Origin of the sequence: Nocardia sp. NBC_01388 (genome assembly GCF_045040085.1) — a bacterium.
Taxonomy (GTDB): domain Bacteria; phylum Actinomycetota; class Actinomycetes; order Mycobacteriales; family Mycobacteriaceae; genus Nocardia.
In genome coordinates this window covers 7,514,513-7,536,435 of record NZ_CP109553.1, presented here as the reverse complement: position 1 = coordinate 7,536,435, position 21,923 = coordinate 7,514,513, and the positions used below count along the sequence as shown (strand labels likewise).

Sequence of the window (21,923 nt, the reverse complement as noted above, 5' to 3'; positions counted from 1 at the left end):
GTCTCACCCTCGAACAATCCCCGCGATCAAAACCATCAAAGCCGTCTGAGCCTGCTCCCGGGCCACCTCGGGATCATCGGCATGGGCGACAATCAATGCCGCCTCGCTCAACGCACTGATCAGCAATTGCGCCAACACCGCAATCGGAACCTCGGCAATCAATCCCGCCGCCCGGGCCCGCTCGAGCTGTGCGGTGATCAATCCCAGACTGTGCGCCGTCTCGAACTCCCGCCAGGCACTCCACCCGAGCACCGCCGGAGCATCGGTGAGCACGATCCGCAGCATGGCCGGCCGCCGGCAGATCTCCAGAAAAACACTGAGACCGACCGCCATCCCGCCCAGAATATTGTCGGGATCGACTGTCGCGATGGAACTTTCGATTTCGTCCGTGGTCTCGTTCTCGATCTGCTCGAGCACGACCAGGAACAATCCGCGCTTATCACCGTAGTGGTGATGCAGCGCGCCCCGGGTGACGCCCGCGGCGGCAACCAGGTCCTCCGCCGAGGTACCGGCAAAGCCGCGCTCGGCGAAGAGCCGGCGTCCGGCCTCCTCGAGCGCGGCCCTGGTGGCGCGCGAACGGTCCTCCTGGCTACGGCGTGGCATGCAGCCGAGTGAACTCCAGGATCGCGGCGGAGAGCAACTCGGGCTGATCTTCGGGGAGGAATGCGTAGGAATCGTCGATGAGCCGCAGCGTCGCCCCGGGCAGATCGCGGACCAATCGTTCGGCGTTGGCGACCGCGAAGATCTTGTCCTCGGCAGCCCACACCACCAGGATCGGAAGGGCGATCTCGCCGAAGTGCTCGGCTGCCGCCAGGGTGTAGCCGCGGTTCAGCGTTTTCAGCACCCGCCGCACGTCCTGGCGGATGGCGGCGGATTTGCGGCTCGGCAGCAGATACGAGTCGGCGATCTCCCGGGGCACCGGGCGCTTGGCGACCCAGCCGAAGGCGATCGGCAGGCGATGCAGTGCGCGGATGCGCATGGTCTCGGTCAGCAGTCGGACGGATCCGGGAATGCGCGCGATGATCGGCAGCGCGTTCAGCGGTTTCGGCAGGAAGTCCTCGTAGCTGTCGCAGGAGGTCAGCACCACCCGGCCGATGCGAGAACGGTTGCGCGCCAGCAATACCTGGGTGATCGCGCCGCCGGTGTCATTGGCCACCAGGGTGACATCGCGCAGATCGAGTCGCTCCAGGAAGGCGGCGATCAGATCCGCCACGCCCGTCGGCGTGAGATCTGCTGCGGGAACCGGGATTTCATGGGCGCCGAGCGGCCAGTCCGGGGCCAGGCAGCGGTATCCGGCGGCGGCGATCGCGGGCACCACCTTGCGCCACAGATCGGCGTTGACGAGCAGGCCGTGCACGAAGACCACCGGCGGCCCCTCCCCGGTGTCGTGATATCTGATGCGACCGCCGGGCAGCTCCACCTCGCGGGTACGGCCGAGTGATGTGCTTGTTGCCATCGTTTCTCCAATGCCTGTGGGACCCCTCCACTTTTACATACATACTGTATGTATGTCTATGGCATCGGCGATATTCACCGGCGGCGGATCACCCCTCGAGCTGAGCCCGCCAGCGCTCGGCGGAGCGGACCATATCGAGCCCGACCTTCTCCAGGTACTCGCTCATGCCCAGCAGCCGGCTCCCCGCGGGCGTGGTCGCACCGAGGGAGTCGGCGCCGTCGCGGGCCTTCGCCGCCAGCAACTCATTGGCCCGCGCACCGGCGAGAGTGGTTCGGTACCAGGCCGATTCATCGACGAAGTAGCGGTCGCGGCGGGTGCCGCCGTCCCGCTCGCGGCGAATGAGCTCCTGATCCTCCAGATAGCCGACGGCGGCGGAGACCGTGGCGGGGCTGACGCGCAGATGCCGGACCAGCTCACCGGCGGTCACGCTGCCGGAATCCGCGGCGTACAGGCGGGCCAGGACGGCGGCCGGCATGCGGGGAAAGCCGGTGCGGGCGAAGAGCTCGGCGAACTGGGCGCTGAAATCGGCGACCAACTCCGGAGCGCGGCCGTATTCATCTGTCCCGACCGGCTTTTCGACGCGTTTGGGGCGCGGCACCCGGCGCCGCGAGCGGACCACGGTGGCAGCGTGCGCCGCCTCGGCGCGATAGCTGCCCGGGCCGCCATTGCGCGTCACCTCCCGGCTCACCGTGGAGGTGGGCCGGCCGAGTTGGCGGGCGATCTCCGCATACCCGAGACCCTGCGCCAGACCTGCGGCAATACGCCGGCGGTCATCCGGGGTGAGTCGTCCACCAGGCATCAGGACACCTCCTTCATCCCTGTTATTGCAACACAGGGGCCACCCAATTGCATTGGGATATAACGCCACTGGCGGAGGTGTACCTAATTGCGTTGGTATTATCCAGTTTTCGAGTGCATTCGGCGATTATCCCGGTTGCGAACGCAACGTAGCGTTCGCCCCGCCCCGAATACGGCTCCGGAGCAGGGTTGCCGAGGTCACGGTGTCGGGGTCACGGCATTCGGGTCGAACCCGCCGGGAATCTCGTAGACCAGGCCGGTGAAGGTGATGCCGAACAGCCGGCCGGCCGAAAAGCCCTGGCCACCACGGCCGTAGATGACCTCACTGGTCAATTGCGGGCCGAAGCCCAGTGCGCAGTACTGCCCGGGGGCATCGATCCGCACCACCTGCCCGGACGGATTGAACGGCACCACCGGGCGCTCCAGGGAATCGAGCGTCAGGCCGTCCGGTGCGTCGAGCGGGCCGAGATCCAGCAGGGACTGCGGCGCCCACGGGGCCGCCGTGGGTATCCGGCTCACCCCGGGATTGACGAATGTCCGCGAGACATAGAGGAACTGGTTGTCCCGGCTGAGCACCGCGCCGTTCGCACTGGGGAAGTTCCCCCAGTCCGCCTGCACCACCCCGTTCGGGTAGACCCTGCCCACCAGACTGCCGAAATCATTGGTGGCGTAGACGGTTCCGTCATGAGCGACATCCATGCCGTTAGCGGCGCTCAATCCGGCGGCGAAGGGCTGCACCGCACCGGTATCCGGATCGACCTTCACGATCCCGGACTGCCGCAGCGTATCGTCGACCACCGCTCGGGCGTCGGCGCCGTATCCGACCAGGAGCTTGCCATCGGTGCTCCAGGCCAGTGCGCCGCCGCCACCACTGGGCACCGTGGCGATGGGCACCGGTGGCGCGCCCGGTGCGTCGATCCGAAAGACCCGGCCGCTCACCAGATCGGTGACGAACGCGCGCCCGCCGCCGTCGACCGTGATGCCCTCCAGCGCCGCGCCCGGCACCGAGGCCGCCGGAACGGTCGGCTGGCCCGCGCCCGCACAGACCGGCGCGGCATTCGCGGGGGTGGCCGCGATCGTCGAGAAGGCGGAGAAGGTGAACGTCGCAAGCGCGAGCGCCGCTGACTTTCGCTTATTCATTTCGCACCTCGCATCTTCCCGCACAGCGAGATTCTCCCGCCGCATTCGGGGGCATTGCCCTACATCCTATGACGTAGCACTCGCGCGACAGGTTCAATTCAGAACCTGCGGGCTCCCGTCACCGGCATATTGTCCATGGGCGAGATCTTCACGCCGGAGCCGTAGGTGCTGGCATGAATTACCTGGCCGTCGCCGACATACAGCGCGGAGTGGCCGCCGCCGTAGAAGGACACCAGATCGCCGGGCTCCAATTCATCCACCGAAACCGGGGTGCCCGCCGACAGCTGCGAATAACTCGTGCGCGGCAATTCGACACCGGCCTGACGGTAGGACCACTGCACCAGACCCGAGCAGTCGAAGGCGTCGGGGCCGACCGCGCCGGAACTGTAACCGGCGCCCAATCGCGTGCGGGCCGCATCCACTGCGCGCTGGCCGGCGGACTTCTTCGGCATGGCGGCGGGCATGGGTGCGGACCGCGCGACGGCAGCATCGGTCAGGCCGGGAATGCCCGCCAGCGGGGGCAGAAAGTTCGGTACGGAGAAATCACCCAGACCAGCCAGCGTTATCTGGCGGGAATCCGCGGCAGGCGCGGGAACGGGGGCCGAAATCTCCGGGGCCTGAAGCAGTTCCGGAACCGCGGCCGGAGCGGCCGCCTGCGGAATGACGATGACGGCAGGTACCTCTGCGGTACGCACACCCGGAATCGTCACAGGACGGAATTCGAAGGTCTCGAGCACCGACTGCTCCGCGGCCGGAGCTTCGGCCGGCGCGAGCCGGGGTGCGCTTTCGGGTGCGAGTTCCGGAGCGGCGGCGGGAATTCCGAGCTGCGCGGCGAGTGCGTCGGCGATCTCGAACTGCCCGATACCGGGAACGTCCACCGGCGTTGCGTCCGCCCGGCCCGCTGTGTACAGCAGGGCCCCGCCCATAGCGGCGGCACAGAGCAAGCCTGTCGCCAAACCCTTCCACGTCAGCAGAAGGGGCCGAACCACCTGTTTGTCACCGATACTTTCCATGATGCGGTCCTCCGATCAAGCGTTAGCTATCCGGTTTCCGTCACGAACATCTCGGTACTGCGAGTGGATCCACATTGCATAGTTCGCCCGATCGACAACCGCGCAACGAATGACACGCGTGTTATTCATAACGGAATCGTAAACATCGGCCTCTGAGTCCAATTGGACACAGCCCGATTTCACGCTGTTTCCGCGTCGATTTCGCACCGTTTTCATGAAACAGCGAAACTAATCCGGGGCCTGAACAGCGACTCGTGTGAGACTGGCCGCACGAGCTCCCTCCTCATAATCCGGAGGATTGTCCATGACCGATTCCATTGCGCTGCCCCCACTTCCCGAGCCGCTGGTGGTCACCCTGGGGAATCTCAAAGGCGGCGTCGGTAAAACGACGTCGGCCTTTTTCCTCGCCTCGTATTTCGCCACCGTGCACCCACTTCGAGTCCTCGTCATCGATGCCGATCCACTGAGCCAGACCGGCTACTCCTGGTATCGGCGATTACAGAAGGAGGATGTCGACATCCCCTTCGAGCTCATCGCCTTCCCCTCCCGGCACGTCAACGACTGCATTACCGACAATGCCGCGAAATACGACGTCATCATCGTCGACGCCGGCGGTGAATCCGCCGATATCTTCAAGGCCGCCGTGCCGGAGAGCGATGAATTGATCCTGGTCACCAGCGTGAGCCCCTCCGAGGTCAAACGCGTGCCCAGTACCTATCGCGCCGCCGAGGAGGCCGCGGCGGAGAGCTCACGGGCCATTCGCGTCCGCGTGCTGATGACCAAGGTGCCGGTCACCATGAAGAACGGCGTCAATGTCTCCACCGAATACCGTTCGCAGCGCGGCAATCTCGAAGACGCCGGATACGACGTGTTCGAGTCCTATGTGAGCGCCTGGAAGTGGTATCGGGAGGCCGCCGACGGCGAAGTCGGCGACGGCGCGGAGAACCCCATCGCCGATCTCGGTGAATACCGGCAGGTCGGCGAGGAACTCCTCCGGCCGTACCTGCAGGCCACGGACAGCGACCGCACCATTCCCAGCGCACTGGAGGTACCCGCCTGATGCCCCCGCAACGACGCAAGAGCTCCATCGGCGGCGGACCGGCCGCACCCACCCGCAACCCCCTGGCGGACGAGGCCGAACACACACCCCCGGTATCCCCGCTCCGCGACGCCGAATGGCACAGCACCGCAGTGGGTTCCGCCCGGGCGATCAGTATGCCCCCCAAACAGGGAGCCACCGCCCCGCCCACCGCACCCGCACCGGTCGCGGTGGCGGTGGCGGACCCTCCTGCGGCTGTGCCAGATCCCTCTGCGCCCGAGTCGGATAAGGGCGCGGCCACAACAGATCCGAGTGCAGCTGCGGCGAATCCAGGTGCCGCGGCGGTGAATCCGGATGCGGCCGCTGATCCAGGTGCCGCAGCCGCGGGTCCAGGTGCCGCGGTAGCGGGTCCGGGTACCGCGGTAGCGGGTCCGGGTACCGCGGTAGCGGGTCCGGGTACCGCGGTAGCGGGTCCGAATGCCGCAGTAGCGGGTCCGAATGCCGCAGTAGTGGGTCCGAATGCCGCAGTAGCGGGTCCGAATGCCGCAGTAGCGGGTCCGAATGCCGCAGTAGCGGGTCCGAATGCCGCAGTAGCGGGTCCGAATGCCGCGGTGGCGGATCTGCCTGCGGCCGCTGCGGACCCCGCACCGCCGACCGGCACACCCGACCCCGCGCCCCGGGGGAACGCACCCAAACCGCGCGGCATCGATCCGGCGCTGCGGAGTGTGGGGTCGACGCTGCGCGGGGCGGCGACCGCTTCGCCGAGTGTGCTCACCATGCCGCTGCCCGCCGCGGGCGATGGACCGCTCAATGCGGGCGAGCTGGAACAGCTCGATCTGTGCGAGTCCTCCATCGACGCACTGCGGGTGGCGTTCTGGGTGGCGGGGCGGGCACTGCAGATCGTGCGGGACGGCCGGCTCTACCGGGCCGACCACGCCACCTTCGACGAGTACGTGGAGAAGCGCTGGGATATGCAGCGGTCCTACGCGCACAAGCTGATCCGCGCCTGGCCGCTGGCCGCCCGGTTGCATCCACTGGCGCCGTCCATCAACGAGGGGCAGATTCGCGAGCTGCTGCCCATTGTGGCGGCGCACGGGGAGGATGCGGCGGTGACCGTGTACACCACCCTCGCCGCCGATCTGAAGGTCACCGCCGGCAAACTCCGGGAAGCGGTGGCGGTCCTGCCCGCGGCCTACGACCGCAGTGCGGTGGTCGAACTGCTGCAGTCCTGGATGCGCGGTGATCTGGCCGAGGAGAGTCCGCAGGTTCCCGATGTATTCAGCACTGCCGAATCGCGATTGGCCGCACTTACGCCGAAGGTGGTGCAGGGCTCCAGCGGTGATCCGATAGCCGCGCGCGAATTCGCCACGAAGCTGCGGACTCTCGCCGAACTCATCGAGAAGCAGCTGCCGATCACCACACGAATGCCGGTGAACCACTAGCGGTTCGCCCGGACGAACAGGAAGGGCCCGGCAGCTGCCGGGCCCTTCCTGTGTGACTCCGCCGGTCTTCGGTACCGCTATTCGCCGACCGCGTGGCGGACCCGCCCCGCGGCGCGTTCCCGGGCGGCCCGGGCGGTGGCGGCATCGAACAGTTCGAGATTCTCGAAGACCGGGTCTTCATCGTCCGGTTCGACCAGGACCGCGCGGCGCAATTGCGTGCGGGTCTCTTCCCGATCGGGGCGCGGGCGTTCGGGCTCGGGAGCCGATTCCGGAGCGGCCTCCTCCTCGGGCGAGCGGGACAGCCGGGCCATGCGGCGGCGGCGAATGTCCTCCTCCAGGCGGACCTGCTTGCGTAGGTACGCGAGGTAGCCCACCAGCACGATGCCCGCGAGCGCGCACAGCGCCCACATGGCGGCCGAAATGGCCAGCGCGCCACCGGCGAAGATCAGCGTGCTCAGCACCAGACCCAGTACCGCGCGCTGCCGGAAGGTGTAGCGCGCCGCACGGGCGATGGCATCGGCCTCGGGGTCGTAGCCGCCACGGCCCCGCCGCGAGGGCACGAAATCCGGGTCATCGGCATCGACTTCGTCGTCCCACTCCCGCAGCGCTGGGACCCTGGTGCGCTGCGGAGGTTCGGGCCGACGGCGGCCCTTCACCGGCGGCATATCTTCGGCGGGGATATCGGCGGTGGCCTGCCGGTTCTCCGATCGAGCGGCGGCACGCTCCACCACCTGCTCGGAATCTGTTGTCTCGGAATCGAATTCAGCCTCGACGGGCTTCTCGGCACTTTCCTGCGCGGCTACCGGATCCGCCGTCGACTCGGTCTCGGCGTTCAGTTCGGTATCCGCAGGCACGGATGTGGCGCTCTCCGTATCGCGTTCGCGGTCGGTGTCGAAATCCTCGTCGTCCGATTCAGCTGTGGTGCTGTCGTCCGATCTGGTCATCCGATCCTCCGGATCATCGTGGTGATGCTTCCTGCGAACCGGCACGTAGTCCGGATCGGTGTCGTGTCCGGAAGCCGGACCTTTTCTGGTGCGTGGTTCGGCGTCCCCGCGATGCAGTACCCGAGTGGCCAGTGCGGCGTCGGTGTGCTGGCGGACCCGCGGATGGCGGTTGGCCAGCATGGGGAACAGCACGAACACCCAGAGCACGACAAGACCAATCCACAAGATCGAATTCGGCATCGCGCTCTACACCTCCGTCCCCGCCTGGCACTCTTCCCTTCAGCACTTACCGGTGGTACGAGGACGCACCACCGACGTCCGTAGGCTAGTTCGGCACCTCAGTGATCACCGGCAGGCGCGCCGTCAACACCTGCCACAGTAGTCACACAAGTTACGGGAAATGCGGATCTCACAGCCACGCCTCAGGTCTGAGAAGCGCGCCCCGCACGAATCAACTTGTCCACCACGGTCCCCGACACCTCTTCGACCGTCAGGCCCACCAGCAGGTGATCGCGCCACGCCCCGTCCACATCGAGGTAGCGGCGCAGCATTCCCTCCTCGCGGAAACCCACATTGCGCAGTACCGCCTGGCTCGCAAGGTTTTCCGGCCGCACGGTGGCCTCCACCCGATGCAGTCCGACCTCGCCGAAGCAGTGGTCCAGGCCCAGCGCCAGCGCGGCCGTCGCCACACCCTGACCGCTGATCTTCTCCGACACCCAGTAGCCGATCCAGGCCGACCGCAGTGCGCCGCGCACGATATTGCCGATCGTGAGCTGTCCGGCGAAATAGCCGTCCACCTCGATCACCAGCGGAATCATCGCGCCCCGACGGGCTTCCGCCTTCAGACTGGACCACAGCGACGGCCAATTCCCGGAATGATTGCGCGCCTCCCAGGCCCCGCGGCCGGTCGGCTCCCACTTCTCCAGATACTCCCGATCGCGGGTGCGGATCTTGCTCCACGCCCCGGCGTCCCGCAATCTGATGGGCCGCAGGGTCACCACGCCGGCACCGACCCGTACCGGTCCGAGATGTGCGGGCCAGCCCGGATGCTGGGCCGACCGGAATACATTCATGTCCAAGGCCTCACCCTCGCTGTGCGAGGAAAGCGACCCGTACCTCGTCACCGGTGCGTACCTCGGTGATATCCGGATCGATCACGATAAGACTGTTCGCCTCCGCCATGGTGGCGAGCAGGTGCGAGGACGCCCCGTTCGGACCACCGAGGGGCTGCACCAGGTAGTCGCCGGTCTGCTCATCGCGCATGAGCTGCGCGCGCAGATAGCCGCGCCGCCCCGGAATAGAGGCGATCGGCAGAATGGTGCGAGCCCGCACCACCCGCCGCATGGGATGGCGGCGGCCCAGTGCGATGCGAATCAGCGGCCGCACCATGACCTCGAAAACCACCAGTGCGCCAACGGGATTCGACGGCAGCAGGAAGGTCGGCACCTCATCGCGGCCGAGCAGGCCGAAGCCCTGCACCGAACCCGGATGCATACCGACCCGGGTGATCTCCAGCTCGCCGAGACCCTCCAGGGCCTCCCGGATCTGCTCGGACGCCCAGCCGCCCACCGCACCCGCGATCACCACGACCTCGGAGCGAACCAGCTGGCCCTCCACCACATCTCGCAGGCGCTTGGGGTCACCGCTGACAATGCCGACCCGGTTCACATCCGCGCCCGCATCACGCGCCGCCGCCGCGAGGGCATAGGAGTTCACGTCGTAGACCTGGCCGGGGCCGGGCGTGCGGTCGATATCGACCAGCTCGCCGCCGACCGACAGCACCGACAGGCGCGGGCGCGGATGCACCAGCACCTTGTCGCGGCCGACCGCCGCCAGCAGCCCGACCTGCGCCGGGCCGATGATCGTGCCGGCGCGCACCGCGAGATCACCCGGCTGCACATCGTCACCGATGCGGCGCACGTAATCGCCCGAGCGCACCGACTCGTACACCTTGACGCGCGCCCGGCCGCCATCGGTGAAATCAAGCGGCAGAACGGCATCCGCGAGCGTCGGCAGCGGTGCGCCGGTATCCACCCGCACCGTCTGGCGCGGCTGCAGCCGGATCGGCTGCCGGGAACCGGCCGCCACCTCACCCACCACCGGCAGCGTCAACTCGACGGGCTCGCCGTCCTCACCGCGAATATCCGCGCCCGCACCGGACACATCCACACTGCGCACGGCATAGCCGTCGATGGCCGCCTGATCGAAGCCCGGTAGCGGGCGTTCGGTCACCACGTCCTCAGCGCACAGCAGTCCCTGGGCCTCCGAGATCGCGACCCGGACGGGCCGCGGCGCGACAGCCGCCGCGGTCACCTTGATCTGCTGATCCTCAACCGAGCGCATGCCGCCCTTCCCTGGTCTCGCGCATTGCACACCTCGTCACGGTATTGGTCACTCGTACGAGGTCAGCTGCGGATTCCAGCTCGGGCTGAGTCGCTGTTCGAGCCACTCACGCAGAGCCGGGCCGTATTCCTCTCGTTCCAAAGCGAAATCCACCGCAGCACGAAGATATCCGCCCGGGTTGCCCAGATCGTGGCGCGACCCGCGATGGACGACCACGTGCACCGGATGTCCCTCCGCGATCAGCAGCGCGATGGCGTCCGTCAACTGCAGTTCGCCGCCCGCTCCGGGCGTGATCCGGCGCAGTGCGTCGAAAATGGCGCGGTCCAACAGATATCGGCCGGCGGCCGCGAAAGTGGAGGGCGCCTCGTCCAGGGCGGGCTTCTCCACCATGCCGTTGACCTTGAGCACATCCGCGGACGCACCCGGCAGCACCTCGACATCGAAGACGCCGTACGCGCTGACCAGTTCCTTCGGCACGTCGATGGCGCACAGCACCGAACCGCCGTAGATCCGCCGCACGCGGGACATGACCGTCAGCACACCGCTCGGCAGCACCAGATCGTCGGGAAGCAACACCGCGATGGCGTCCTCATCGGCGTCCAGCACCGATTCCGCCTGTGCCACCGCATGACCCAGGCCGAGCGGCTCCTCCTGCACCACCGAGGTGACATCGAGCAGCCCCGGCGCCTTGCGCACCTTCTCCAGCAGATGGAATTTGCCGCGCTCCTCGAGCGTGCTCTCCAACACCAGATCCTCGACGAAATGCGCTACCACACCGTCTTTTCCGGGGGAGGTGACGATCACCAGCCGAGTGGCGCCGGAATCCGCGGCCTCGGCGGCGACCAATTCGATGCCCGGGGTGTCGACCACCGGCAGCAGCTCCTTGGGGACCGTCTTGGTCGCGGGCAGGAACCTCGTGCCGAGTCCCGCCGCGGGCACCACCGCGGTGCGGAAGCACGACTCGGTTCCGCCGCCGTTAGCTGTCATGAACTCACCCTATCCATCCGTCTCATCTATCGACGCGCCCCGAACAGCGCCCCGACATCCACGAGAGCCTAAGCGAGCTGTGTTTAATCTGCCTCCGCTTCGCTCCGGCGGGGGTGCGGCCCCTGGTCCCGGTTCGTCCCTCCCTCCGCTCCTCCGCTTCGCTCCCCCGCTCCACTCAGTCCAGAACCGGACGGCCGCACCCCTCGAAGTGTTCCTCGATTGCGGAATGCAGCCTGGTCGAGATGTCCGCGTCGGAGCGGACTCCAGATCTCGATACCCGGTGTCACCAGTGGTAAACCGTGCATATCGCCACACGCTCATCGAAAGGCGGCCCGCCGACGTGTTCACGTATCGTTCGCCGCGCCGTGGCTTGTCGCGAACCCGGCCGAGGTTAGCTGGCAGCCATGAGCGAGCGTGAGGATTCCCACAGCAGCGGTCCCGACACTCCCGGGGGCGGTGGCACTCCCGGTGCGGCGGCGGGTGGCGTCAGCCGGCGGCGGCTCTTCGGCGCGTCCGCGAGTGCGGCGCTGGCCGGGCTCGCGGTCGGGGCGGGCGGGGCGGTCGCCCTGCGCGGCAACGGATCCGGCGCGGCGGCCTGGCCGTGGTCGGCCGAATTGGTGATCGCACCGGATCAGGCTGCCGCGCCGCGGGTTTCGGGACTGCACCTGCAGTACGGCGCGGATGCCGCGCGCGAGGCCGTGGTGTCCTGGCATACCGCCGGCTCGGTCAGCAAGCCGGTGGTGCGGTACGGGACCGCCGCCGACGGCTTCGGCAAGACCGCGGACGCCGAGACACGCACCTATCGGGATGCCAAGGCCGGCATCGAGATTCAGGCGCACCATGCCCGCCTGACCGGGCTGAGCCCGGACACCGACTACGTCTACGCGGCCGGGCACGACGGTGCGCCGCCGGAGCTGGGCACGCTGCGCACCGCACCCGGCGGACGGGCGAAGTTCCGGTTCACCAGCTTCGGCGATCAGGGCACGCCGACGGTCGGCAAGGCCGTGAACGGCACCTGGGTCAACGACAATCTGGGCTCGCCGTTCGCCGGTGACGTGACCGGCGGCATCGAACAGCTGGCGCCGCTGTTCAACCTCGTCAACGGCGACCTCTGCTACGCCAATCTGGCCACCGACCGGCTGCGCACCTGGAACGACTGGTGGGCCAACAACTCTCGCTCGGCCCGCTACCGGCCCTGGATGCCCGCACCCGGCAACCACGAGAACGAACTCGGCAACGGGCCCATCGGCTACGCGGCCTTCCAGACGTACTTCACCGTGCCGGACTCCGGCAGCGAGGAGCACGCGAAGGGACTCTGGTACTCCTTCACCGCCGGCGGCGTGCGCGTGATCGCGGTCGCCAATGACGACATCTGCTACCAGGACGCGGGCAACAGCTACATTCGCGGCTACTCCGGCGGCGCCCAGAAGCGCTGGCTGGAAAGCGAACTGGCGAAGGCGCGCGGCGATCGCGGCATCGACTGGGTGGTGGTGTTCATGCACCAGACCGCCATCTCCTCCGCCGACAAGTTCAACGGCGCCGACCGCGCCATCCGCGAGGACTGGCTGCCGCTGTTCGATAAATACCAGGTCGATCTGGTGCTGTGCGGGCACGAACACCACTACGAGCGTTCACATCCCGTCCGCGGCACGCTGGGCACCGAAACGCTGACACCCAAGCCCGCCGACACCCGCAAGGACGTCATCGACACCACCAAGGGCACCGTGCACCTGGTGATCGGCGGCGGCGGCACCTCGGCGCCGTCCAACGCCCTGTTCTTCCCCGGCGACAAATGCCGGGTCATCACCGCCGTGGGCGATGTCGACCCCGCCACCGGCAAGAAGACCCCCGTCTACGTCATGGAGGACGCGCCCTGGTCCGCCTTCAAAGACGCCGAACACCCCTACGGCTTCTGCTCTTTCGACGTCGACCCCGGCACCCCCGGCGGCAACACCACCATCACCGCCACCTACTACGCCCTCACCGGCCCCACCAGCGACCTGAAAGCCATCGACAAGTTCACCCTCACCCGCCCCCGCTCGGACCGCTAGGCAGCACCTTCGTCATCCGGCGCGCTGGACCCTCGTCACCCCCAGCGCGCTACACCCTCGTTATCCGGCGCGCTGCACCTCGTCATCCCGGCGCGCTTCTTGGCCGGGATCCCACCGCGCGTGTGGATCCCGGCCGAAGCATGCCGGGATGACGAGGAGGCTTGCCGGGCGACCAGGGGCCGAGAGCGCGGTCGCTTCAGCGGCGGCGCTTATCGTGAGGGCGTGAGCGGTAGCGGCGGGCGGGACAAGCGGGCGTGGCGGGAGGAGATTCTCGCGCGGCGGAAGGCGGTGCCTGCCGAGGTGCGGGCGCGGGAGGCCGCGGCGCTGGCCGAGGGTGTAGGGCAGCTGCGGGCCGGGGGGTGGGTGTGCGCCTACGTGGCCGTCGGTGGTGAGCCGGGATCGCTTGCCCTGCTGGACGCGCTGCGGGCCGGAGGGGCGCGGGTGCTGCTGCCGGTCACCGGCGAGCCCGGTCCACTGGAGTGGGCGGAGTACACCGGGGCGGAGGGGCTGCGGCGCGGGCGGTTCGGGCTGCGGGAGCCGGAGGGGGACATCGTGCCGGACGCCTTGGCGGCGGCCGAAGTGATTCTGGTGCCCGCCCTGGCGGTGGATCGGCGGGGTGTGCGATTGGGCCGCGGAGCGGGCTATTACGACCGCAGTCTGGGCGCGGCGCGATCGGATGTACGGTTGGTCGCGGTCGTGCGGGACGATGAACTCGTGGACCATTTGCCGGAGGAGCCACACGACCACCGAATGGGGTGGGCGCTGACTCCGTCCGGCGGGCTGTACAAGCTGGAAGAACGCGCCGGGAATTGACACCCGATTGGCAGCGTTGGCACTGCCAGCTGTAGAGTGCTAATTCGACAAAGAGCGTGGAGGATAATCCCGATGCCTACTTACTCGTATGCGTGCACCGAGTGCGACAACAAGTTCGACATCGTGCAGTCCTTCTCCGATGATGCGCTGACCACCTGCGACCGCTGCAACGGCAAGCTGCGCAAGCTCTTCAACTCGGTCGGCATCGTCTTCAAGGGCAGCGGCTTCTACCGCACCGACAGCCGCAACGGCTCCACCTCGAGCGAGCCCGCCAAGGCGCCGTCGGGTGAGAACGGCTCCGGTAGCGGAAGTACTCCGGCGAGCACCCCCGCGAGCACCGCGACGCCGTCGGCCCCCGCCAAGCCGAGCACGTCGAACAGCACGTCCGCCGCCTGATTCGCATTCTGCACCAGGCGATTTCCACATAGTTTCCGTTATCCACAGCCGGCCCTTTTCCGGGGTCGGCTGATCGTCGTGCGGCCATAGTCTGGCCGCATGATCCGATTCCGCACGGCCGGCGGCCCGGACGCCGAGCTCGGCCACGATTCCCGCTTCGAGTTCGCCGCGCGCCTGCGCCCGCCCTGGGCCGACGGCGCCCTGGTGCGCCGCATCGCGGCGGTCGCGCTCCTGGCATTCGCGGCCGTACTGGCGGTGCGCGGCGATCCGGCGGCCCGGCACACCGACGTCCTCGTGGCCACGCGGGAGCTGCCACCCGGGCATGTACTCGCCGACGACGATCTGCGCGCCGCGCCCCGCGAGAGCGCCACCCTGCCCGACGGCGTGATTCGCGAACCCGATCGATTGCGCGGCGCCACCCTCACCGGCGCGGTGACCGCGGGCGAGATCCTCACCGAACTGCGGGTGGTCGGCCCGCGGCTGGCGGCCGTCGCCGCCCACTCCCCCGATGCCCGCATCGTTCCGATTCGGCTGGCGGACAACGGCCTTGCCGACATACTGCGCGCCGGCGACCGGGTCGATGTGGTGGCCGCCGAGGAACCGGGCGCCGGCGGGCGTCCGGCCCGGCTGCTGGCCGCCGACGCCGCGGTCGTCCTGGCTCCCGGCGCGAGCACCGTGCGGGGGCGCGACGAGCGGCTGGTGCTGGTGGCGCTGGACTCCCGGCGCGCGACCGCGGTGGCCGCCGCCTCGCTGCGTACGGCGCTCACCGTGGTTTTCCACTGACCGGCAACCGGTCCTGCAACACCGGTACGGATGTTCCACAACCTCACGCGCCGGTGAACTACCATCGCCCGATAACCGCATGGTCATGAACTACCACCGCATGAACTTCGCCCGACTCGCTATCCGGCCCGCGCTCGCGCGAGCCAATCACGTAGAGGAGTTTTCGGCAATGCTCAAGGGTTTCAAGGAGTTTCTACTTCGCGGTAATGTCGTCGACCTGGCGGTCGCCGTTGTCATGGGTACCGCATTCGTCGCGATCGTCACCGCGTTCAGCGATGGCATCATCACTCCATTGCTCGCGGTGTTCGGCAACACCGGCAACCTGGGCCTCGGCTTCCAGCTGATCGCCGATAAACCGGCGACCTTCATCGCCATCGGCCCGATCATCACGGCGGCGCTCAATTTCGTCATTATCGCGGCGCTGCTGTACTTCGTCCTGGTGATCCCGGCCAACCAGGCCAAGGCGCGCTGGGGCGCCAAAGAGACACCGCTCTCGGATAACGAACTGCTGGTACAGATTCGAGACCTGCTCGCCGAGGGCGGTAAAGGCACCGGCGGCGGCAAGCACGAAAGCTGAAGTTGCACAGAGATATTCGAAGTCTACTGAAACGAAAGCGGGCCCGGCGCGAAATGCGCCGGGCCCGTTCGTCTTACGGTCCTGCAATCAGTCGAGCATTCGGCCGAGGCCGAATCCCTATCAGCCGAGGCTGAACGGGGCACCCCACAGCGTGGTCCAGGTGATCACATTGTCGGTCTCGATCTCGACATTGACGAAGGCACGCGCCTGGGCGTAGCCGGCGCAACCGTTCAGGCCGATGGTCTCGTCGGACCAGGTGACCGAGCCGCTGGAACCCTTGAAGGTGTTCTTGGTCTTGTGGGTCGGGTTGCCGAAGTCATCCGGCATTTCCCGGTCCAGGATGTAGAACGACTTGGCCTGGCCGGGGCCGAGGGTCAGGTTGCCGCCGCCGGTGGCGCCAGCGCTCGGGGTGACATTGCCCGAGCTGTCCCAGGAAGCGCCGCCGCTGACGCCGCCGTTGGTGTTGGCGCCATCGATGGTGACCTGGCAACCGACCACGTAACCGGGGTAGATGTTGCCGCCGACATCGGTGTTGTTACCCGAGATCTGGACCTGCGCCGAGGCGGAGACCCACGCGTTGCGGTGCAGTGGGGTGTCACCCATGGACGGGTTGATATTGGCGGACTCGCCGACGAGGTTCACCGTCACCACGGTGCCGTCGGAGAGGGTCTTGGTGAGAGATCCGCCCGGCAGCGGAATGTTGGTATCGGCGTTGGCAGCGCCGGTCGAGGAGAGCAGGCCGAGGGCGACGGTTGCGACAGCGCCGACACCAGCCACCCGAGCCACAGTCTTACGGATGTTCATTACAATTGTCCCTCAGGGTTGAGTTCGCTTACGCGAGAAGTGATCTGGCGGGGGTTACCACTCAGCCGACGCTGAACGGCTGGCCGTACAAGGTGGTCTTCGAGTAGTTGTCGCCGATGACCTCGACGGTTGTGTACGCCCGCGCCTGCGCATAGCCCGCGCAACCCTGGATCTGGATTTCGGCATCCTGGTACTCCACCGAGTAGGTACCCGGCTTCTTGATGTCCTTGTAATCGATCTGTACGAACGTCACCTGACCGGGGCCGATATTGACGCCGATCGAGCCACCCAGGTTCGCGTCGCTGAGGCTGACGCCACCGGAGATTCCGGCGGAGACGGCGTCTTCGCCGATGCTGACCTGGCAACCGATGATGTAACCGGTGCTCAGCTGCGAGGCGCCATGGGTGGACGAGTTGTTGGAGCCGGGACTGTTCAGCGGACCGTTGTTCGGACCGACTGTGCCGTCGGGAGTGTCAGTCACATCGGCAACGGCGTTGCCCGTGACCCATACGACGCGGCCAGCGCCGTTGGCCGCCAGCGACGGCGAAATGACGGCGTGCTCACCCGTACGGGTGATGGTGACTGTCCCACTCGGGGACACCTTCTGACCGTCCGGCAACGGTGCGAAGACATCGGCAGTAGCTGCCCCAGTCGAAAAAAGGCCGATGGCCACGGCCGCGGCCGCGCCGATACCCGCAATGCGGGCACCACGACGCAGACCGTGGGTGCGGTTCTCGCTCATACTTCCCCTCATCAGGTTTCTAGCGATCAGCCTCGACCACCGAGGCTGAAAAGGGTTCCGGCGAACCCAGCATGTGGGCCCTTGCGGACCCCGGTAAGTTTGTCGCCGCATTGTTGCCACTGTGTTACTGCTTACAATTTCTTTCATGCTGCGACGCTGGGCACTTTACATCACCGTTGTGAGCCATGAGGTGTGAGAGAAGAGGATCCAGTGCAACTACACAAGACGGAGTACCTATGTCGAGAATGCTATCGATAGCGAAAAGGGCCCGGCGCTAATCGCGCCGGGCCCCCGGGGGTTCTGCTGAAACGAACGAATCAGCCGAGGCTGAAGGGCTGTCCCCACAGCGTGACAGCGGTGATGACGTTCGGGGTCTCGATCTGCACCGCCACGAAGGCGCGAGCCTGAGCGTATCCGCCGCAACCGTTCAGATTGACGGTCTCGTCGGACCAGGTCACCGAGCCGTTCGAACCCTTGAAGACATTGCGGGTGTAGTGGTCCTCGTTGCCGTAGTCATCGGGCGCCTCCTCGTCGAGGAGGTAGTAGGCCTTCGCCTGCCCGGGGCCGAGCGTCAGGTTGCCGCCCGCGGTGCCGCCGGTGTTGCCGCCGTTCACGGTCGGTCCGTTCGCACCGAAGTCGGCGCCGCCGGTCGCGCCGCCATTGGCGCCGCCACCTGCGATATTCACCTGGCAGCCGACAACGTAGCCGGGGACGATCTTGCCGCCCACGCTGCCGTTGGCGCCGGACAGCTCGACCTGCGCGCTACCGGAGACCCACGCGTTGCGGTGCAGCGGAGTGGCGCCCATCGACGGGTTGATGTTCGCGGACTCGCCGACGAGGCGGACCGTCACCACGGTGCCGTCGGACAGGGTCTGGGTGAGCGTGCCGCCCGCGAGCGGGACGAAGGTGTCGGCATTGGCCGCGCCGGTGGACAGCAAACCCAGAGCGGCGGTAGCGGCGACGCCGATACCGGCGGCCCGGGCCATGGTCTTTCGAAGGTTCATCGTTCTTTCCCTCTAGGGTCGAATTCGCTTATGCGAGGAATGAATTGGCGTTCACGGCGCGGTGCCGCGACATGCGGCGTCAGCCGAGGCTGAACGGCTGCCCGTAGAGGGTGGTCTTCGAGTAGTTGTCGCCGATGATCTCGACAACGGAGTAGGCACGCGCCTGGGCATAACCGGCGCAACCCTGGATCTCGATCGGCACATCCTGGTACTCGACCGAGTAGGTGCCCGGCTTCAGGATGTCCTTGGAGTTGATCTGAACGAGCTTGACCTCACCCGGGCCGACATTCAGGCCGACCGAACCGCCCAGACTGCCGCCGGACAGATTCACGCCGCCGGAGACGCCGGCCGAAATGGCATTGTCGGCGAGACTGACCTGGCAGCCGATGACGTACCCGGTGTTCAGCTGCGAGGCGCCGTGGGTGGAGGAGTTGTTGCTGCCCTGGCCATTTGCCGGTCCGTTGTTCGGGCCGACGGTGCCGTCCGGGGTCGCGGTGACGTCGGCGAAGGTCTTGCCCGACAGCCATGCGGTACGGCCGGCGCCATTGCCCGCCATCGAGGGCGAGATGACGGCGTGCTCGCCGATCCGGGTGATGGTCACGCCCGCCGGACTCGTCTTCTGACCGTCCGGCAACGGTACGAAGGTGTCGGCATTGGCGGCGCCGGTCGACAGCAGACCGAGCGCTAGGGCGGTGGCAGCGCCGAAGCCCGCGATGCGGACGGCGCGACGGACACCGCTGGTGCGGTTCTCGCTCATTCTTTCCCTCATCAGGTTGTCTCGCATTCAGCTCCGACCACCGGAACCGACTTGGTCGCCGCCTGCCCAATCTCCCAAAGCGAGCAAAACTCAAGCAGCCTGCTCAAACTTCTTGGACACGTGGTTTTATCGACCCGCGGGAGACAATAGCCACACTGGTTACTATTTGGCAACACTGCTGCGGCATGCGAATACCACGATGATTTGTCGCAAATGTGATTTATGCCGCCGAGCGGCGAGAGGCCGCCGGGAAAGAGTTGCGAATGCGATTATGAGCGCACTCAGCGCTGAGCGAACTCAGCTGTGATGCCGCCCGAACTCAGCTGTGACGCCGCGCCAACTCAGCCGTGATGCGGGGGCACCTGGGAGCGCAGCCAGTCATCCCCCGACTGCCCCGAATCCGGTTCGGGTGTGCGCTCATCACCGGTGGTGCTGGGCAGCGCGTCACCGAAGACGGCCGCCAGTGTGGCGGCCTCGGCCGCCGATAAACGACGAGACCCCGCTCGGCGCGCTGCCGGGCGAGGTTCGTCGGAAGAACGGTCGGACTCGGAAGTCATTCCGCCAGACCGGAGAGCTCGTCGATGACCTTGCTGGCCAGCGGGCCCAGGGTCGCCATGCCGTCGCGGATCGCGGCGCGCGAACCCGGCAGGTTCACCACCAGCGTGCTGCCCGAGACGCCGGCCAGACCGCGCGACAGGCCGGCCTCCAGCGAACCCGACGACAGCCCGGACGCGCGCAGCGCCTCGCTGATGCCCGGGAGCAGCCGGTCCAGCACCTCCTCGGTGGCCTCGGGCGTGACATCGCGCGGCGACATACCCGTGCCGCCGACCGAGATCACCAGATCCACACCGCCGATGACCGCGGTATTGAGCGCATTGCGAATCTCCACCTCATCGGCCTGCACCGATACCGAAGCATCGACCAGGAACCCCGCCTCGGTGAGTAGTTCGGTGACCAGCGGACCGAAGGAGTCCTCGCCACCGTGGGCGGTTCGGTCGTCGACGACCACGACAAGAGCACGGCCCGCCACTGCGGCATCGATTTCCATGGTGCTCACCGTAGCGTCCCCGCCCGACAACACGTCGCCCGTGCCCGACAACAGAGCGCCCTTGTCGGACAACAGCTCCCAGCCGCCCTCCGCGGTCACTCGAATCGCGGGCATCGGGGTCGGTCCGGTTTCGTGCTGCATCAGGATGCCGCCTCTCCGAGGGTCACGTCGACGGTCTTGGCATTGTTGCCCTGATCGTCGGTGTAGGTCAGCTTGACCTTGTCGCCGGGCCGGTGCGAGCGCACCGCGGCGATCAGCGCATTGCCCGAATCGATAAGCTGGTCATCGAGTTTCGTGACGATCACATTATTCGGGACGGCGGCCTTGGCGGCCGGACCGTCGGCGGTGACCTCGAGGATGCGAGCCCCGTTGGCGTCATCCTGCGCGCGGACCTTCACACCGAGCTGCGCGTAGGTGGCCTTGCCGTTCTTGATCAGCTCATCGGCCACCCGGCGCGCGGTATCGACCGGAATGGCGAATCCGAGACCGATGGACCCGCTCTGCGCACCCGCGGCCTCCGACGTCCCGAGGGTGGCGATGGCGGTATTGATGCCGATCAGCTTGCCGTTCATATCGACCAGCGCGCCACCGGAGTTGCCCGGATTGATCGCCGCGTCGGTCTGGATGGCATCGATGACCGTGCCCTGCGAGCCCGGCTCACCGCTGGTCGACACCGGGCGGTTGAGCGAGGAGACGATGCCCGTGGTCACCGTGCCCGCCAGTCCGAGCGGCGAACCGACCGCCACCACCGACTGACCGACCTGCAGGCCCGCGGACGCGCCGAGATCGATCGGGGCCAGGCCCTGCTTGCCGTCGACCTTGACGACCGCCAGATCCGAGACCGGATCCGCGCCGACCAGCTTCGCGGGCACCATGCTGCCGTCGCTGAACGCCACCTGCATCCGGGCATTCGGCCCGGCGCCGCTGACCACATGATTATTGGTGAGGATCAGGCCGTCGGTGGACAGGATCACACCGGACCCCTCCCCCTCGGCCTTACTGCTCGCGACCTTGATCATGACGACACTCGGCAGCACCTTCTGCGCGACGGCCTGCACCGAACCGGCGGGCGCATTGGCCACCGTGTTCACCTTCGGCTGCGGAGCGTCGAGCGCATTGGTCAGCGCGGAACCGTTGTTGTCGTGGGTGGCCAGCGCACCCACCGCGCCGCCGATGCCACCGCTCAGCAGTGCCAGCGCCACCGCGCCCACGACCAGGCCGGTGCGGACGGGCCGCTTGGGCGCGGGGCCGGGCGCACCGGGGTACCCGGGACCTCCCGGCGGACCACCCGGGCCGACCGGCCCGCCGAAGATCGGCTCGGTGGGCGGATGCCCGCCCGCGTACCCGGACGCCGCATACGACTGCCCGTAGGCGCCGGCCGGGAGCTGTTCGGTGCCGGAGGCCGGAAACTGTTCTGTGGCATGCACTCCCGAGGGATCCACACCGCCGTAGCCGGACGGAGCCGCACCGTAGGGCTGACCGCCGAAGCCCTGGGCGGGATAACCCCGGGGCGCGGACGCGCCAGGCCCGTAGCCCGGACCGCTCGAGCCCGGACCGCCCGGACCGCTCGGACCGCTCGGAGCGCTCGGAGCGCTCGGAGCGCCGTAGCCGGGAGCGGACTGGCCCGCCTGGTAGCCCGGGTAGGGCGCGCCGGAGCTCTGGCCGCCGCGCGCCCAGGCCGAATCCTGATGCTGCTGTGCCGAGGCTCCCGGATACGGCTGTGCCGGTGCTTCCGGATTCGGCTGTGCCGGTGTGCCGGGGGCCGTGGCAGGCTCCGCGGCGGCGC

Annotated in this window: 23 protein-coding genes; 7 read left to right on the top strand and 16 right to left on the bottom strand. The window is 67.6% G+C overall.

The annotated features are described in order from the left end of the window. Window positions 1–3 precede the first annotated feature (3 nt). From OG716_RS35645 to OG716_RS35625, 5 genes are all read right to left on the bottom strand, one after another. Window positions 4–603, bottom strand: coding sequence for a TetR/AcrR family transcriptional regulator (locus OG716_RS35645; RefSeq protein WP_405134699.1), 600 nt, complete (start codon window positions 601–603; stop codon window positions 4–6). Next, on the bottom strand, window positions 590–1,456 hold the full coding sequence (locus OG716_RS35640; RefSeq protein WP_405134698.1) for an alpha/beta fold hydrolase: 867 nt from the start codon (window positions 1,454–1,456) through the stop codon (window positions 590–592). Before OG716_RS35640 ends, OG716_RS35645 begins: the two co-directional genes overlap by 14 nt. Before the next feature lie 88 nt (window positions 1,457–1,544). Then, a complete protein-coding gene (locus OG716_RS35635; RefSeq protein ID WP_355119600.1) occupies window positions 1,545–2,255 on the bottom strand; it encodes a helix-turn-helix domain-containing protein in 711 nt (236 codons plus the stop codon). A 197-nt stretch (window positions 2,256–2,452) separates the two neighbouring features. Next, the gene (locus OG716_RS35630; protein ID WP_405134697.1) at window positions 2,453–3,394 is read right to left on the bottom strand and encodes an SMP-30/gluconolactonase/LRE family protein; all 942 of its coding nucleotides are present in this window, start codon (window positions 3,392–3,394) and stop codon (window positions 2,453–2,455) included. Between the two features lie 98 nt (window positions 3,395–3,492). Then, the gene (locus OG716_RS35625) at window positions 3,493–4,407 is read right to left on the bottom strand and encodes an NlpC/P60 family protein (RefSeq protein WP_405134696.1); all 915 of its coding nucleotides are present in this window, start codon (window positions 4,405–4,407) and stop codon (window positions 3,493–3,495) included. 304 nt (window positions 4,408–4,711) lie between these two features. On the opposite strand from OG716_RS35625, the gene OG716_RS35620 reads away from it, so the two are divergent. Continuing rightward, window positions 4,712–5,467, top strand: coding sequence for a ParA family protein (locus OG716_RS35620; RefSeq protein WP_405134695.1), 756 nt, complete (start codon window positions 4,712–4,714; stop codon window positions 5,465–5,467). Then, the gene (locus OG716_RS35615; RefSeq protein ID WP_405134694.1) at window positions 5,467–6,888 is read left to right on the top strand and encodes a hypothetical protein; all 1,422 of its coding nucleotides are present in this window, start codon (window positions 5,467–5,469) and stop codon (window positions 6,886–6,888) included. Before OG716_RS35620 ends, OG716_RS35615 begins: the two co-directional genes overlap by 1 nt. 77 nt (window positions 6,889–6,965) lie before the next feature. Here the strand turns inward: OG716_RS35615 and glpR are convergent, their stop codons facing one another. From glpR to OG716_RS35595, 4 genes are all read right to left on the bottom strand, one after another. After that, window positions 6,966–8,072: a gephyrin-like molybdotransferase receptor GlpR gene (gene glpR, locus OG716_RS35610; protein ID WP_405134693.1), complete on the bottom strand. Its 1,107-nt coding sequence runs from the start codon at window positions 8,070–8,072 to the stop codon at window positions 6,966–6,968. A gap of 182 nt (window positions 8,073–8,254) precedes the next feature. Then, on the bottom strand, window positions 8,255–8,905 hold the full coding sequence (locus OG716_RS35605) for a GNAT family protein (RefSeq protein WP_327142213.1): 651 nt from the start codon (window positions 8,903–8,905) through the stop codon (window positions 8,255–8,257). A 10-nt stretch (window positions 8,906–8,915) separates the two neighbouring features. Further along, window positions 8,916–10,175, bottom strand: a complete 1,260-nt coding sequence (gene glp, locus OG716_RS35600) for a gephyrin-like molybdotransferase Glp (protein ID WP_297613443.1) — start codon at window positions 10,173–10,175, stop codon at window positions 8,916–8,918. Window positions 10,176–10,223: 48 nt separating this feature from the next. Next, window positions 10,224–11,162 carry a UTP--glucose-1-phosphate uridylyltransferase gene (locus OG716_RS35595; RefSeq protein ID WP_327142214.1) on the bottom strand — a complete coding sequence of 313 codons (939 nt, stop codon included), beginning with the start codon at window positions 11,160–11,162 and terminating at the stop codon, window positions 10,224–10,226. A gap of 404 nt (window positions 11,163–11,566) precedes the next feature. On the opposite strand from OG716_RS35595, the gene OG716_RS35590 reads away from it, so the two are divergent. From OG716_RS35590 to mscL, 5 genes are all read left to right on the top strand, one after another. Continuing rightward, window positions 11,567–13,213: a purple acid phosphatase family protein gene (locus OG716_RS35590; RefSeq protein ID WP_405134692.1), complete on the top strand. Its 1,647-nt coding sequence runs from the start codon at window positions 11,567–11,569 to the stop codon at window positions 13,211–13,213. Between the two features lie 222 nt (window positions 13,214–13,435). Further along, window positions 13,436–14,026 (top strand): 5-formyltetrahydrofolate cyclo-ligase, encoded by a 591-nt coding sequence (locus OG716_RS35585; protein WP_405134691.1) that lies wholly within the window; start codon window positions 13,436–13,438, stop codon window positions 14,024–14,026. A 72-nt stretch (window positions 14,027–14,098) separates the two neighbouring features. Next, a complete protein-coding gene (locus OG716_RS35580; protein WP_355119616.1) occupies window positions 14,099–14,422 on the top strand; it encodes an FmdB family zinc ribbon protein in 324 nt (107 codons plus the stop codon). Window positions 14,423–14,521: 99 nt separating this feature from the next. Further along, a complete protein-coding gene (locus OG716_RS35575; RefSeq protein ID WP_405134690.1) occupies window positions 14,522–15,205 on the top strand; it encodes an SAF domain-containing protein in 684 nt (227 codons plus the stop codon). A 169-nt stretch (window positions 15,206–15,374) separates the two neighbouring features. After that, complete coding sequence (mscL, locus tag OG716_RS35570) at window positions 15,375–15,782, top strand: large conductance mechanosensitive channel protein MscL (protein WP_405140136.1); 408 nt, start codon at window positions 15,375–15,377, stop codon at window positions 15,780–15,782. 120 nt (window positions 15,783–15,902) lie between these two features. Here mscL and OG716_RS35565 read toward each other — a convergent pair whose 3' ends face one another. The 7 genes from OG716_RS35565 to OG716_RS35535 form a co-directional block, all read right to left on the bottom strand. Then, window positions 15,903–16,586, bottom strand: a complete 684-nt coding sequence (locus OG716_RS35565; protein ID WP_405134689.1) for an MspA family porin — start codon at window positions 16,584–16,586, stop codon at window positions 15,903–15,905. 61 nt (window positions 16,587–16,647) lie between these two features. Then, window positions 16,648–17,328: an MspA family porin gene (locus OG716_RS35560; protein ID WP_327142220.1), complete on the bottom strand. Its 681-nt coding sequence runs from the start codon at window positions 17,326–17,328 to the stop codon at window positions 16,648–16,650. Between the two features lie 317 nt (window positions 17,329–17,645). Beyond that, entirely contained in the window at window positions 17,646–18,332 is a 687-nt protein-coding gene (locus OG716_RS35555) for an MspA family porin (RefSeq protein WP_405134688.1), read from the bottom strand. Between the two features lie 79 nt (window positions 18,333–18,411). After that, window positions 18,412–19,089: an MspA family porin gene (locus OG716_RS35550; protein ID WP_405134687.1), complete on the bottom strand. Its 678-nt coding sequence runs from the start codon at window positions 19,087–19,089 to the stop codon at window positions 18,412–18,414. 341 nt (window positions 19,090–19,430) lie between these two features. Continuing rightward, complete coding sequence (locus OG716_RS35545) at window positions 19,431–19,646, bottom strand: hypothetical protein (protein ID WP_405134686.1); 216 nt, start codon at window positions 19,644–19,646, stop codon at window positions 19,431–19,433. After that, complete coding sequence (locus OG716_RS35540) at window positions 19,643–20,137, bottom strand: molybdenum cofactor biosynthesis protein B (RefSeq protein WP_297613539.1); 495 nt, start codon at window positions 20,135–20,137, stop codon at window positions 19,643–19,645. The genes OG716_RS35545 and OG716_RS35540 overlap by 4 nt, the downstream gene beginning before the upstream one ends. Before the next feature lie 140 nt (window positions 20,138–20,277). After that, on the bottom strand, window positions 20,278–21,579 hold the full coding sequence (locus OG716_RS35535) for a S1C family serine protease (protein WP_405140134.1): 1,302 nt from the start codon (window positions 21,577–21,579) through the stop codon (window positions 20,278–20,280). Window positions 21,580–21,923 lie beyond the last annotated feature (344 nt).